Here is a 13,891-nt window from a genome sequence, read left to right as displayed (position 1 = left end):
ACCACTGCCCACAGTGGTGCCAACCCCGATCGTAAGTGACGCCGTTACTCGTAGGTCTCTCCGCGCTCGGCCTTGGCCACCAGTGAGGCGGGCGGCTCGAAGCGAGTGCCGTACCGGGCGGCAAGTACGCGTGCCCGCTCGACGAACGCCGCGATCCCACCCGGGTAGCCGTTGATGTACTGGAGGACGCCGCCGGTCCACGCCGGGAACCCGATCCCGAGCAGGGATCCGACGTTGGCGTCGGCGACCGACGTCAGGACCCCTTCGTCGAGGCAGCGCACCGTCTCGAGGGACTCCGCGAACAGCATCCGTTCCTTGAGGTCGTCGAACGGGATCTCGGTGCTCCCCGACTGGAAGGCGTCGCGCAGCCCCGGCCACAGGCCGACGCGGCTGCCCGACTCGTCGTACTCGTAGAAGCCGCCACCGGTCGACCGACCTCGACGATCGAGTTCCTCGACCAGCCGGTCGAGGACGGCCTCCGATCCGTGCTCGACCCAGACGCCGCCGTCCGCCTCGACCGCCGCACGGGCTTCCTGACGAATCTTGCGCGGCAGGGTCAACGTCAGCTCGTCGAGCAGCTGCAGCGGGGGTGCGGGATAGCCGGCCTGGGCCCCCGCTTGCTCGATGATCACCGGTTCGATGCCCTCACCGACCGCGGCGGCGGCCTCGTCGAGGAATTTCGTGATCACGCGGCTGGTGAAGAAGCCGCGGCTGTCGTTGACCACGATCGGGGTCTTCTTGATCTGCTGCGCGAAGTCGAACGCCTTCGCCAATGTTGCCGGTGCGGTGTGTGCGCCAACGATGATCTCGACCAACGGCATCCGTTCGACCGGGGAGAAGAAGTGCACCCCGATGAAGTCTTCCTTACGGTCGACGCCTTCGGCCAGCGTGGTGATCGGCAGCGTCGACGTATTCGAGCCCAGCACGGCGTCGGGGGCGACGATGTCCTGGATCGACTTGAAGACCGCCTGTTTGACTTCCACGCTCTCGAAGACCGCCTCGACGACGAAATCGACATTCGCGAAGTCGGCCGGATTGTCGGTCGGGGTGATGCGGGCGAGTAGCGCGGCGGACTTCTCCTCGGTCGTTGTTCCACGAGCGAGGGCCTTGGCCTCCAGCTTTTCGGCGTAGGCCTTCCCTTTTCGCGCCGACTCGATCGAGACGTCCTGTAGCACGACGTCGATTCCCGCCTTCGCCGAGACGTAGGCCACCGCGGCACCCATCATCCCGGCGCCGATCACGCCGACCTTCTGTGCCGCGAACCTGGGATGCCCCTCCGGCCGGCTTCCGCCGGCTTTGATGCTCTGCAGATCGAAGAACTGTGCCTTGATCATGTTCGTCGACACCTGACCGGTGACGAGGCCGACGAAGTAGCGTGTCTCGATTTGCGCTGCCGTGTCGAGGTCGACCAACGCTCCCTCGGCGGCGGCGGCGAGGATGGCCCGGGGTGCCTCGAGGGGTGCCCCTGCCACGGTGCGGCGCAGGTTCGCCGTCACCGCCGGATTGAGCGCGGTGCCGCCGGGGATCCGGAATCCCTTTCGGTCCCACGGCTGTACACCGCCCTCGGGGTTGTCCTTGATCCACTTCTTGGCGGCGGGAACGAGTTCGTCGGCACTGGCCACCAGGTCGTCGACGAGGCCGAGCGTCTTCGCGGCCGCGGGGCTGAACGTCTTCCCGGTCAGCAGCAGGCTCGTCAGTGCCTTCTCGAGCCCCAACATCCGAACGGTCCGGGTGATTCCGCCGACACCGGGGAGCAACCCGAGCGTGACTTCGGGCAGTCCGAAGATCACCGATCTCGAATCGACCGCGATGCGGTGGTGGGTGGCCAGGGTGATCTCGAGGCCACCGCCGAGGGCGGCACCGTTGACCGCCGCCACCACCGGACGGCCCAGGGTCTCGAGACGTCGGAACTGGGCCTTGATCCCATTCGCGAAGTCCGTGAACTTGACCGCATCCTGCGCGGTGGCACGGACCAGGTCGTTGAGGTCACCGCCCGCGAAGAAGGTCTTCTTCGCCGACGTGATCACGACACCGGTGACAGAGTCACGCTCGGCCTCGAGCCGGTCGAGTACGTTGCCCATGGACTCGACGTACTGCGAGTTCATGGTGTTTGCGGACTGGGCCGGATCGTCGAGGGTCAGCAGCACGATTCCGTCCGAATCCTGCGACCACGTGATGATTGATGTTGCACTCATGTTGTTGCCGTTGCCTTTCAGACTCGCTCGATGATGGCCGCGATACCCATGCCGCCACCGACGCACAGGTTGATCAATGCGCGCCGGTCGCCGCGCCGCTCCAACTCGTCGATCACCGTTCCGACGAGCATCGCGCCGGTCGCTCCCAAGGGGTGGCCCATGGCGATCGCGCCGCCGTTCACGTTGAGTTTCTCGTCCGGAATGGCCAGATCCTTCTGGAATTTCAGGACCACCGAGGCAAACGCCTCGTTCAGTTCGAACAGATCGATGTCGTCGACGGTGAGTCCGGCGACATCGAGTGCCTTCAGCGCCACCGGGGTGGGGGCGGTGAGCATGATCGTGGGGTCTGCCCCGGTGACAGCGGTGGCGATAATCCGGGCGCGGGGTGTGAGGCCGAACTGCTTGCCGGCCTTTTCGTTGCCGATCAGGACCAGCGCCGCGCCGTCCACGATGCCGGAACTGTTACCGCCGTGATGGACGTGGTTGATCCGCTCCACCGACGTATACTTTTGCAGCGCAACAGCATCGAAGCCGCCCTGTTGACCGAGTGCCGCAAAGGAGGGCTTCAGCGAGGCCAGCGATTCGACGGTGGTGCCCGGACGGCGGTGCTCGTCGTGATCGAGCAGCGGGACACCGTTGAAATCCTTGACCGGAACGACCGACTTGGCGAAATATCCACCGGACCAGGCGGCCTCGGCGCGGGCCTGCGACCGCGCCGCGTAGGCATCGACGTCTTCGCGGCTGAACCCCTCGATCGTGGCGATCAGGTCCGCACCGATTCCCTGCGGAGCGAAGTGGAGGTCGTATGCGGTCGTCGGGTCGTTGAAGAGGGCACCTCCGTCGCTGCCCAGCGGCACTCGCGACATGGATTCGACGCCACCGGCGATCACCAGGTTCTCGAAGCCCGACCGTACTTTCTGGGCGGCGAGATTCGTCGCCTCGAGTCCGGATGCGCAGAACCGGTTGATCTGCAGTCCGGCCACCGTCAGAGGCAGGCCCGCCACCAGCGCCGCGGCCCGGGCGATATCACCACCCTGTTCGCCGACCGGGGAGACCACACCCAGCACGATGTCGTCGATGTAGCCCGGGTCCAGGTCCGGAAACCGTGCGCGCAGCTCGTCGATCAGGCCCACCACGAGGTCGATCGGTTTGACCGAGTGCAGACTTCCGTTCTTGCCCTTACCGCGAGGCGTGCGAATGGCCTCGTATACAAATGCCTCTTCAGACAAGGCAACTCTCCTCGGATCGTGAACGAATCCCCAGGGGACGCGATCTGCGAGATGCGCAGAGCCACAGGGGACGAAGTGAAGAACCTGCGGTCGAACCACTGTCGCCGACCGTTCGCTCACGGTATCGTCGAACCAACATCCAGTCAACCCTGACTGGATGTTGGAGTGTAGGGAGTTCGGATGCTGATCGACGGCAACATAGGCGGATCCATCGACGGGACGGCCGGGGCAAGCCTCCACGAGATACATGAGCAGGTCGGACTCGCGGAACGGGCCGGCTTCGACGGGGTGTGGTCGACGGAAGTCAGTCGCGACCCCTTCCTACCGCTTCTGCTCGCCGCGGAGAACGCTCCCCGACTCCACGTGGGCACCGCCATCGCCGTGGCATTTGCACGCAATCCCATGACTCTCGCCACGGTTGCCAACGACATGCAGTCCTTCAGCTCCGGCAGATTCACGCTCGGACTGGGATCACAGATCAAACCGCACATCGAGCGCCGGTTCAGCATGCCGTGGTCCGCGCCGGCGCCGAGGATGCGGGAATTCGTCAGGGCGCTCCACGCCATCTGGGAGAGCTGGCAAAACCAGACAGCCCTCGACTTCCGCGGGGATTACTACAGCCATACCCTGATGACACCGATGTTCCGGCCTCCGCGTAACGAATTCGGGCCTCCCCAAGTGATGATCGCCGCCGTGGGCCCGCAGATGACGTCCGTCGCCGCCGAGGTCGCGGACGGGATGCTCGTCCACGGCTTCACTACCGAACGATATCTCCGGGAAGTGACCGTCCCGCAGATCAAATCGGCCCTCGCCAAGGCCGGAAAAGTCTTCGAAGATTTCACCCTGTCCTATCCCGGACTCGTCGTCACCGGGTCCGATGAACGGCAATTCGAGGAAGCGGCGACCGCCGTGCGCAAACAGATCGCCTTCTACGGGTCCACACCGGCGTACCGGGCGGTCCTCGACCTTCACGGCTGGGGTGATCTGCAGACCGAGCTCCACCGGCTGTCCAAGCTCGACGACTGGGCGTCCATGACACGACTGATCGACGACACCGTCCTGCGCACCTTCGCGGTCGTCGGCGAGCCCGACGCGGCCGCGGCCGAGATATCACGCAGGTTCGGCGGCATCATCGACCGATTCACCCTGTACACCCCGTACGGCCTCGACGCAGCGACCCGGAGCACGGTTGTCTCCGGAGTCCACAATCGGCCCACAACGCCCTGATCCGCAACGCCCACCGCCCACCCGCGGTCACCCTGGTGAGGCGGCGACATCATCGCCGGACCGGCCCGGCGCGATCGTCGTCGGATCGGCCAGTTCGATTCGAGGGGCGCGTCCCGCCCGCAAGGGAAGTACCGACACGACACCCCGCGAATCTCTCTAAAGGTGGACCCTTATCCCCAAATGGTGTGAGGAACATAGCCGCCCAGTGGTCGAGACTTGGATCACATCAGAAGTTTTCACAGGGTTGGGTCACAGCACGGGAGGAAGTAGATGTCGGTCGATCCTTCGGCGATCATTGTCGCAGTCGCCACAGCGCTCGGTGGCGCGGTACACGGATCGGAGGCGCCTCCGGCCTTGAAAGACTATGGTACCCAACAGGTGCAACAGATCACCGATGCCGCACCCGCGATCGGGCAACAGGTCAACGACGCCGTCGAGCAGCTACCTCCCGAGGCGCAAGGCGCTGTGCAGCAAGCAATCACCGATACCGCGGATGCCGTCCAGGAGGCGATAGGCGCCTACTCGCCACCGCCCGAGAGCGCCTCTCCCCCACCCGACGCGACCGGTGACACCACGGGCGATATTCCTGCCGCCGAGCACGAACCCGAATCCGAATCCGACGGGACCGTCCTCGAGTATGGTGACCCCGTTGAACAATTCGACTCGACGCCGCTTGCCGTCTCCGGAATCTCCCACCTCCCCACCGTGTCCGACGCCCCCACTCGGGCAGCCTCACAGCTGGGGGCGATCGCAGTATTCGTCCCCTGGTTTCAGAAGGCGGGAAGCATCTGCGACGGCATCAAGGCCCCTGTCCTGGCGGCCTTGTACTCGGCGGAGAACAACTTCCGATACGGCGCCTCGGCGCCCGTGTCGCCGGATGGCGCCCGTGGTCCCGGCCAGTTCATGCCCGGCACCTGGGCGAAATACGGGCGCGACGCCGACGGTGACGGAAAGGTGGATGTCCTTGCCGTCGGCGACTCGGTCATGGCATCGGGACATCTACTCTGCGACATGTACGAGGAGATCGATTCGTGGAAGCAGGCCGGCCTCGTCTCGGGTGACGTGCTGGACCTGACGCTCGCCGGATACAACGCCGGCGTGGGAGCGGTCCGCCGATCGGGCGGAATGCCCTCGGGACTCCCCGACTACGAGAATCAGACAAAGCCCTACGTGGCGAAGATCCGCGCGGCCGAATCCCGCTTCGCGTCGATCCTCGATCCTGGGTCGGGCGACTGGGGAGGCGTCGGCGGCAGGATCGTCGAGGCTGCCCTACGCTATCTGGGCCTTCCCTACGTGTGGGGCGGCGGCAACGTGAACGGGCCCTCCGGCGGCGGTTTCGACTGTTCCGGACTCACCTCCTACGCCGTCCACGCCGCAACAACAGAGAATGTCTCCCTACCTCGGACGTCGGAAACTCAGTGGAACGTCGGTACCGAGATTCCCCTCGCCGACGCCAGACCCGGTGATCTGCTGTTCGGCAACTGGGGTCCCGCCGGCCCCGGGCACGTGGCAATCTACCTCGGCAGCGGCAAAATGGTGCACGCGCCCACCACCGGCGACGTGGTTCGGATCGCGCCCGTGTTCGACGGAATGAAAGCGCGGCGAGTGGTGTGAGACTGCACCCGGGGATCCGCCGACACGGGCTCGACCATCCGGAGTGCGCCCCTCCCGACCCACGGAGCCAGAGAAGCATCACCCTGGCGAAAGCGGACATGGCAGACGATCTCGACGGGCACGGCAACGTCGCACGGGCGCACCGGGAAGGACCGTAACCCATGACGACCGCACACCCCGCTCAGCGGCCCGGCCGACCCGGCTATGACCTCGACTCCCTCCTCGCCGTCACCGTGACGGTCTTCAACGACAAGGGGTACGAGGGCACCAGCATGGAGGCCTTGTCCCAGCGGCTGGGAATCACGAAGTCATCTATCTACCACCATGTTTCAGGAAAGACCGAACTGCTGGAGCGAGCCTTGGCGCGGGCGCTCGACGCACTTTTCGCCCTCACCACCGAACGGCAGGCCACCAGCGGCCGACACATCGGCCGCCTCGAGTACCTCGTCCGGCGCACCGCCGAGATCCTGGTCGCAGAACTGCCCTACGTCACCCTCCTGCTGCGCGTTCGTGGGAACACTCCCGTGGAACGTCGCGCCCTCGCCCGTCGACGGGAATTCGATCTCTTCGTGCGGGACCTCGTCGTCGGGGCCGCCGAGGAGGGAGACCTTCGGCCAGGCATCGATCCCGCGCTCACCGGCCGCCTTGTGTTCGGCATGCTCAACTCGCTCATCGAGTGGCACCGGCCGCGAACCGGAGGATCAGCCGAGGATCTCGCCGAGGCAGTCCTACGCCTGACCTTCGAGGGAATGCGGCGCCGGTAGCGGCTGACCAGATGGGATCTGCCGCCACCCCCTGCTGTCTGTCCACTCGGATTTGGGAACAGCACCGAATCGCACTGAGTTAGCATGTGAGTTGGATCACACTGGTTGGAGGTGCGCATGAACCGCTCGCGGGCGGACTTCGCCCCGAATGCCGAGGCCCACAGTCGTGGCACACCCTCTGACCTGCCACAAAGAGGTAGAAGTGCATAGAGGATTGAGCCACCGATGGACGAGTTCGACGAAGTCGACCTGCCGAATACTCAGCGCGATGTGAGCCGCGATATCGCCACCGAATTGGACATGGCCGGACTCGAGAATGCGCAGGAGGTCGGACGCGGAGGATTCGGGGTGGTCTATCGCTGCACCGAGCGTTCCCTCGATCGACCGGTCGCCGTCAAAGTGCTGACCTCCGATGTCGGACCCGACGACCGCACCCGCTTCGTACGAGAACAACGCGCCATGGGCAAACTCTCCAGCCATCCCCACATCGTCCAAATTCTCCACGTCGGCGTCACCGCGAACGGCTCCCTCTTTCTCGTGATGCCCTACCACGAACACGGTTCTCTCCAAACCCTGCTTCGGCAGAAGGGTCCCTTCCCGTTGCCCACCGTGCTCGGGATCGGAGTGAAACTGGCCGGGGCTCTGGCGGCCGCTCACCGTGAGGGCATCCTCCACCGTGACATCAAACCCGCCAACATCCTGATCACGGGATACGGCGAGCCGCAACTGACCGACTTCGGCATCGCCCGGATCGGGGGCGATTTCGAAACATCCGCGGGCAGCATCGTCGGCACCCCCGCCTTCACCGCCCCCGAGGTGCTCAAGGGCCAACCACCGAGTCCCGCGTCCGATGTATACGGTCTCGGTGCGACGCTGTTCTGCCTGATGACGGGACACGCCGCCTTCGAGCGCCGCACCCGGGAAGGGGTGGTTGCCCAGTTCGTGCGGGTCACCAACCAACCGATCCCGGACCTGCGTGAGCACGGCATTCCCGATGACGTGTGCACCGCCATCGAACACGCCATGGCGGGCGATCCCGCCGATCGACCAGCATCGGCCGACGCATTCGGAAACGAGCTTCGAACGGTGCAGCTCTTGCACGGGCTGAAGATGGATGCGATGGCGATGCCCGCCGATCCGTTCCGAGCCACCTCGCCCCCGCCCGGCACCGGCGGGGCTCCCCCGGCGAAGACCCCGGCAGCAATCCCGAACACCCCGCCCACCGCCGCCACGAAATTTCGTCCCCCGACCTCGGCACGGCCGTTGGTCGAGCGCCGACGACTCCTCGAGACCCTCCGCGCCGGCGCTGGGCGGCGCCTGACAGTGATCCACGCCCCCGCAGGTTTCGGTAAGAGCACGCTGGCCTCCCAATGGCGGCACGCTCTGATAGCCGAGGGAATGCCCGTCGCCTGGCTCACCATCGACCGCGATGACAACAACGTCGCCTGGTTTCTGTCCCACCTGGTGAAGGCGATCCACACCGCGCTGCCCACGACCGCGCCCGACCTGGAGCGCATCCTCGAAGATCACTACGAAGATGCCGCGCGATACGTGCTGCCCTCGTTGATCAACGACATCCACGACGGTGGCCGCGCGATCGCCATTGTGATCGACGACTGGCACCGGGTAACCTCTTCCGACACTGTGGCGGCAATGGACTTCCTGCTCGAGAACGGATGTCATCACGTCCAGGTCATCGTCGCGACAAGATCCCAATCCGGTCTTCCGCTGAGCCTCATGCGAGTACGCGATGAACTAGTCGAGATCGGGCCGACGGCAATGCGTTTCGACGGCGCGGAATCCAGGGCCTTTCTGGTCGATGTCAACGGACTCACACTCGACGACCAAGAAGTGAGCAGCCTTCGAAGCTCGACCGACGGGTGGGTCGCGGCGCTGCAATTGGCGTCCCTGTCGCTACGCGGGCGCAGCGATCGCATGGACTTCATCGCGCATCTTTCCGGTGGCCACCATGCCATCCACGAATACCTGGTGGAGAACGTCCTGAGCACGCTCGAACCGACGATCCTCGAGTTCCTCCTGTCCACAGCCATCACGGAGAAGATCTGCGGTGACCTCGCCGGCATGCTGACACACGTTCCATCCGGCCAAGAGATGCTCGAGGAAATCGAACGCCGAGACCTGTTTCTGCAAAGCATCGATGACGACAGGGAATGGTTCAGGTATCACCACCTGTTCGCCGATCTCCTCCATCGCCGCCTCGAACGCCTCCATCCGGGCCGTCGTGAAGACCTCCACCGGATCGCAGCGCACTGGTTTGCCGACCACAACATGCTCAGCGAGGCTGTCGACAACGCTCTTGCCGCCGGCGACACCGACCACGCCCTTCGATTGGTCGAGGACGGCGGCATGACACTCATCGAGGACTCGCGGATGACAACCCTCCTCGGCCTGGTCGCGAAACTTCCCCCGAACCTTGCTGTTACAAGTGCCCGACTCCAATTGAACATCGCGTGGGCGAACATACTGATGCAGCGTCCACGACAGATGCGAGCTGCACTCGATCTCTTCGATGCCGCACTCACTAACACCGAGGTAGACGAGGCCGCAATTCACGCCCTTCGGGTCGAAGCCGCCGTTGTCCAAGCATCCGGCAAACTCTTCGCCGATGAGATTGCAGGAGTACAGGAACTCGTCACCGATTGCTTGCACCACCCGGACGCGGTGCGGCCCTTCCTCGCGTCGGGCGCCGGCAGCATCGCTTCCTTCGTGGCCCTCTACACATTCGACTTCGATGCAGCGCGCCGTTGGCAGGACTGGGCCGCCGCATATCACGCGCAAACCAGCGGCCCCTTCAGTGTCATGTACGGATACTGTCTGGCCGGCGCCGCGGCATACGAACAACTCGACATTCCTGCGGCAGAAAACTACTTCCGCTCCGCCGTAGCGATGACCGGGAAATCCGGGGTCCACGCCCATGCGGCACGACTCGCCGGGGCCCTGCTCGGAGCGCTCCTCTACGAGATGGGCAAGATCGCAGAGGCCGAACAGCTGCTAAACGAAAGCTACAAACTCGGTTCCGAGGGCGGCGGTCTCGTGGAGTTCATGCTCGCCACCTACGGCACCGGATCACGGGTCAAAGCCTCACTCCGACATCATGCGGAGGCCGAAAATCGGCTGGACGAGGGCGCCAGAATTGCCGAATCGCTGCGGCTGCCACGTCTGGCCGCACGGATGGTCAACGAGCGGATCCGCGCAGGGCTTCCCGTCGGCGACAAGATCCGCACGCGGTTGATGGCGTTGACGGCGTATCGCCCGCAAGCAGACGGGATCGCCACCATCACATCCGAACTCGACGAAGATTCGTCGATCAGACTGCTACTCCGCGAGGGTTCCCCCGAGGAGATCGGGCATGCCTGCGCGCGGGCGAAGGAACTCGTACTCAGCATCGAAAGTCAGGCCAGACCCCGGGCGCTCATCCGCGCGAAACTGCTGTTGGCGATGTGCCTGTCCGTCGCCGAGCGGTTCGCGGAAGCGCGCACCGTGCTGGCTCCGGTCGCAGCGAAATGCACGGAGCTCGGACTCCCCCAGATACTGTTGGACGAGGACGCACGCATCGCCAACCTACTGGCCTCAACCTGACAGCACACACGTAATCGTCCAACCGGAACCATCGACGAGAAGACCGCCCACGATCGGTCTCCCTCCGCGCGGGGAACGCTCGCGCGCCATCACAAGGCCCACGCCCTGCGAGAGTGAATTCAGTCGCACTCCACCGATTGCGGGGCGTCCACGGCCACGGTAGGCCTGGAATCACGGTCCGCCTCCATGTTCAAAATGACCACACCGGCCATGATGCATATCAATCCAGCCACTCGTGCGACCGACACGGCATCACCGAACAGCAGCACTCCCACCACCGCAATAGAGGCGGTACCAATTGCCGACCACAACGCGTACGAGACACCGAGAGAGAGCGATCTGAGCGCCTTCGACAAGAAGAAAAATGAAAGGAGGTATCCAGCGAGAACCCCGACCGTCGGAAGCGGCCGCGTGAACCCGTCAGTCGAGTGAAGACCGGTTGTGGCAAAGATTTCCACGACAACCGCACCCATGAGGTAGAACCAGCCCATGGCGCCTACCCTCCAAAATTCATCGCGACGATACCGACGACGGTGAGAGCCAGACCCGCAACCTTGACCCGCGAGACACGTTCTCCGTGGAAGAGGACGCCGAGTGCAACCACCGCCGCCGTCCCCAGCGCCGACCACAGCGCATACACAACGCCGATGTCGATCTGTCTGACCGCATTCGCCAACAGAAAGAACGCACCCCCATAGAGCACCAACACCGCCGCAGATACCCGAAATCGGGTGAACTCCTGCGTGAGCGGCAACATACTCGTAGCCGCAACCTCGAGAACAATCGCTATAACAAGCAACAGCCACGCCATTGAAATCGATTCCCATCCGTCGTGAGGATTTGCCGTACCCTTCCACGCACATCGCCCTGTGCGGCTCGTGCCGAAAATGTTGCTCACACAGATCCGCTGTCACATCGCGATAGCGATCTGCCGTACAGGATTCAATCCCAGAGCATCGCCGTACCGACCTGTGTCAAGCGATCTCGCGGTCCGAATCGAGGGGGTCAGGCGCCGAATCGCCGTTTTGAACGGTGGTCACCACCCGAATGAACTCCGCGACGTGCTCAATTGCCCTGCGCGCCTCGGGCAGAAGATCCGCAGCCACATGAAAGACGTGGAACTGGCCGTCCCAGACCTCGAGGGCAACCGGGACCCCGGCATCGGTAAGGCACTCGAACATCAACCGCGCATCGGGATACAGCATATCTCTGGATCCGACCTGAAGTAGCACCGGCGGAAGCCCGCGCAGGTCTGCATTGACCGGAGAAAACGGCAGTCCCGAAACGCCACGAGTACGGTGCTCCACGCGCTCGGTGAGGGCGGTCAGCGCCACCAGCGCAGAACTGGGAAGGATCGGACATCGTGCAGACGCGGGATGCTGCAACTTGACGGTCGGGTCCAAGTCGGTGAGCGGTGACAATGCGACCAGACCGGCCGGCCTCGGCAGATCCAGGTCGGCGAGTGCCAGTGCCACCATGAACGCGAGATATCCGCCGGCGGAATCGCCGGAGATGACGATCTGAGTCGGCGAGAATCCTCGTGCCAGCAACCAGCGATAGCCGGCGATCCCGTCGGCGACGGCGTCCCCTATCGCATGCGTGGGCATCAGGCGGTAGTTGACACTGAGCACGCTGGCATCGGCCGACTGCGAAATCCGAGAAGCGAGACGGCGATGCGTGTTGAGGCCACCGGTCAGGAAACCCCCGCCGTGTAGGTAGAGGACCACGCTGTGCAGGTCGGCGTTGTGCGCCTGGATCCAATCCGCGTCACAATCGGTCAAGCGCACACGACGATGCCCGACCCCATCGAGCGGGGGTAGCACACGCGCGGCCTGGTCAACCACCCGTGCGGCCCAACGTGCGCTCGGAATATGCGCCCACACGCCGAGCGCCGGCTTGACGGTCACACGCAACGCGTGTATCAGGAGCTTTGACTGAATGCTGTTACCCGGAAGGAAGCTCGAACGTGTCAAGAAATCCGATTCGGTCCCCACCCTTCGTGAGTGGTTCCCTCCCACAACGCCAACCCCCTCCCCGGGTTGTTCCACCGAGCTGACGGCTGACATCGGAGCTCCAAACTTCCAGGGATGAACTGCCGGGATTCGAGGCAACATAGACCCCAAACGCCGTACCAAGACATCTCTCAAGATATGGCTCACATCACCCGACCGGACTCCCCCTGAGGGGGAAACACACTCCCCAACAGGGGGATCCTTGCTGCAAGGAGTTGCAGTCCAGGCCGCGCGCTGGTGCACTAGACAGATCGAATGGTCTCGCGCACTCGGTAGGAATTTCAGACAGCAGTCCCTTTCTGGCGACAGCCTGACCGGTTCCGGGCACCCTCCCGGAACAACTCGGTCGGGGAAGACGCATCTCTCCACGTTTGTCCAGGTATGACGGTTGGAGGTAGCACCGTGATCGACGACTCTGCCATCGAAGACATGAGGATCATCGAGTTCGCGCGCCGATGGCTTCCCTACGGCGGTGGCACAACCGGCGACCTCCTGATCGAGTTCGTGCGCCGATGGCTTCCCTACGGCGGTGGCACAACCGGCGACCTCCTGGTCGAGTTCGGCATGACTCCAGCCTGCTACATTGCGAGACTGAACAGCATCCTGGCAGGACCGACAGCCAACCAACTCGATCCCAACTTCCGCGACGACCTCCGTCGTTTCGTCTCCCTACGCACCTCACGGCCCGCCCCGACGGCGTAGATACGCCGGCAACGGAACACTCCGCGACGGGGCCGACGCCGGACCGTGCTGCCGCGCATGCACCTCGCTGTCCCGAGCCTGATTCGGCGGTGAGCCGACCGCCGACATCGTCAGCGAGTCCCGCGACGTGAGTCCCCGACACATCCCGGCGGCTCCGAAACGAAATACTCACTGCATCCACGATTCCTGTCGAGCACTGGTGTATCGACACCGTTCTCAACGCCAGGAATCGACGAACCGATCGACCGCAGAACCTTCTGCCGGAGAGCCGCCTAAGCGCTCTGTGTTACCTCTCGCCTTCCGGCATTCGATGCCGATGAACTCGACCCCGAAGTCTTGACCGCGCACAGTTCGAGCAGGCCACGTCTTGTTGCGAATTCGACTCCGTCGAGCGCGCGCGCCATCAGTATGGCCTGGAGACGCCGGTAGAACACTGCGGGGAGGAGTCCGAACTCGGGAAGGATGTGCTCGTCTCCGCCTCCGTAGGGCGCCCAGCGCAGGGCGAAGGTAAGCATGGCGACTTCATCTTGAGTCATGGTCACTCACAT

Annotated in this window: 10 protein-coding genes; 5 read left to right on the top strand and 5 right to left on the bottom strand. The window is 64.2% G+C overall.

The window, feature by feature from the left end:
• Positions 1–44: 44 nt before the first annotated feature.
• Positions 45–2,195 carry a 3-hydroxyacyl-CoA dehydrogenase NAD-binding domain-containing protein gene (locus tag ACNJ7E_RS02355; RefSeq protein WP_418338990.1) on the bottom strand — a complete coding sequence of 717 codons (2,151 nt, stop codon included), beginning with the start codon at positions 2,193–2,195 and terminating at the stop codon, positions 45–47.
• 17 nt (positions 2,196–2,212) lie between these two features.
• Complete coding sequence (locus ACNJ7E_RS02350) at positions 2,213–3,424, bottom strand: acetyl-CoA C-acetyltransferase (protein ID WP_109336026.1); 1,212 nt, start codon at positions 3,422–3,424, stop codon at positions 2,213–2,215.
• A 180-nt stretch (positions 3,425–3,604) separates the two neighbouring features.
• Here ACNJ7E_RS02350 and ACNJ7E_RS02345 point away from each other — a divergent pair, with 180 nt between their 5' ends.
• The 4 genes from ACNJ7E_RS02345 to ACNJ7E_RS02330 all read left to right on the top strand — a co-directional run bounded on the left by ACNJ7E_RS02345 (position 3,605) and on the right by ACNJ7E_RS02330 (position 10,629).
• On the top strand, positions 3,605–4,651 hold the full coding sequence (locus ACNJ7E_RS02345) for a TIGR03617 family F420-dependent LLM class oxidoreductase (protein ID WP_109336025.1): 1,047 nt from the start codon (positions 3,605–3,607) through the stop codon (positions 4,649–4,651).
• A 270-nt stretch (positions 4,652–4,921) separates the two neighbouring features.
• Positions 4,922–6,265 (top strand): C40 family peptidase, encoded by a 1,344-nt coding sequence (locus ACNJ7E_RS02340; RefSeq protein WP_418338989.1) that lies wholly within the window; start codon positions 4,922–4,924, stop codon positions 6,263–6,265.
• A gap of 161 nt (positions 6,266–6,426) precedes the next feature.
• On the top strand, positions 6,427–7,029 hold the full coding sequence (locus ACNJ7E_RS02335) for a TetR/AcrR family transcriptional regulator (protein ID WP_418338987.1): 603 nt from the start codon (positions 6,427–6,429) through the stop codon (positions 7,027–7,029).
• 225 nt (positions 7,030–7,254) lie between these two features.
• Positions 7,255–10,629, top strand: coding sequence for a protein kinase domain-containing protein (locus ACNJ7E_RS02330; protein ID WP_418338985.1), 3,375 nt, complete (start codon positions 7,255–7,257; stop codon positions 10,627–10,629).
• Positions 10,630–10,748: 119 nt separating this feature from the next.
• Here the strand turns inward: ACNJ7E_RS02330 and ACNJ7E_RS02325 are convergent, their stop codons facing one another.
• From ACNJ7E_RS02325 to ACNJ7E_RS02315, 3 genes are all read right to left on the bottom strand, one after another.
• Entirely contained in the window at positions 10,749–11,120 is a 372-nt protein-coding gene (locus ACNJ7E_RS02325) for a DMT family transporter (RefSeq protein ID WP_418338984.1), read from the bottom strand.
• A 5-nt stretch (positions 11,121–11,125) separates the two neighbouring features.
• Entirely contained in the window at positions 11,126–11,440 is a 315-nt protein-coding gene (locus ACNJ7E_RS02320) for a DMT family transporter (protein ID WP_072950928.1), read from the bottom strand.
• Positions 11,441–11,603: 163 nt separating this feature from the next.
• On the bottom strand, positions 11,604–12,536 hold the full coding sequence (locus ACNJ7E_RS02315; RefSeq protein ID WP_418338983.1) for an alpha/beta hydrolase: 933 nt from the start codon (positions 12,534–12,536) through the stop codon (positions 11,604–11,606).
• A 507-nt stretch (positions 12,537–13,043) separates the two neighbouring features.
• On the opposite strand from ACNJ7E_RS02315, the gene ACNJ7E_RS02310 reads away from it, so the two are divergent.
• Positions 13,044–13,343 (top strand): DUF3263 domain-containing protein, encoded by a 300-nt coding sequence (locus ACNJ7E_RS02310; protein ID WP_418338982.1) that lies wholly within the window; start codon positions 13,044–13,046, stop codon positions 13,341–13,343.
• Positions 13,344–13,891: the final 548 nt, after the last annotated feature.

This window comes from Rhodococcus mengyinensis (assembly GCF_048381435.1).
In the GTDB taxonomy this organism is placed as follows: domain Bacteria; phylum Actinomycetota; class Actinomycetes; order Mycobacteriales; family Mycobacteriaceae; genus Rhodococcus_F; species Rhodococcus_F opacus_D.
The sequence above is the reverse complement of the archived record's forward strand: the minus strand, read 5'-3'. Positions and strand labels throughout refer to the sequence as shown.

What these genes read in the sequence shown, in the direction of transcription:
- ACNJ7E_RS02355 (WP_418338990.1), bottom strand. Translation starts at nt 2,195, where the DNA reads ATGAGTGCAACATCAATCATCACGTGGTCGCAGGATTCGGACGGAATC.
- ACNJ7E_RS02345 (WP_109336025.1), top strand. Translation starts at nt 3,605, where the DNA reads ATGCTGATCGACGGCAACATAGGCGGATCCATCGACGGGACGGCCGGG.
- ACNJ7E_RS02340 (WP_418338989.1), top strand. Translation starts at nt 4,922, where the DNA reads ATGTCGGTCGATCCTTCGGCGATCATTGTCGCAGTCGCCACAGCGCTC.
- ACNJ7E_RS02335 (WP_418338987.1), top strand. Translation starts at nt 6,427, where the DNA reads ATGACGACCGCACACCCCGCTCAGCGGCCCGGCCGACCCGGCTATGAC.
- ACNJ7E_RS02330 (WP_418338985.1), top strand. Translation starts at nt 7,255, where the DNA reads ATGGACGAGTTCGACGAAGTCGACCTGCCGAATACTCAGCGCGATGTG.
- ACNJ7E_RS02325 (WP_418338984.1), bottom strand. Translation starts at nt 11,120, where the DNA reads ATGGGCTGGTTCTACCTCATGGGTGCGGTTGTCGTGGAAATCTTTGCC.
- ACNJ7E_RS02320 (WP_072950928.1), bottom strand. Translation starts at nt 11,440, where the DNA reads ATGGCGTGGCTGTTGCTTGTTATAGCGATTGTTCTCGAGGTTGCGGCT.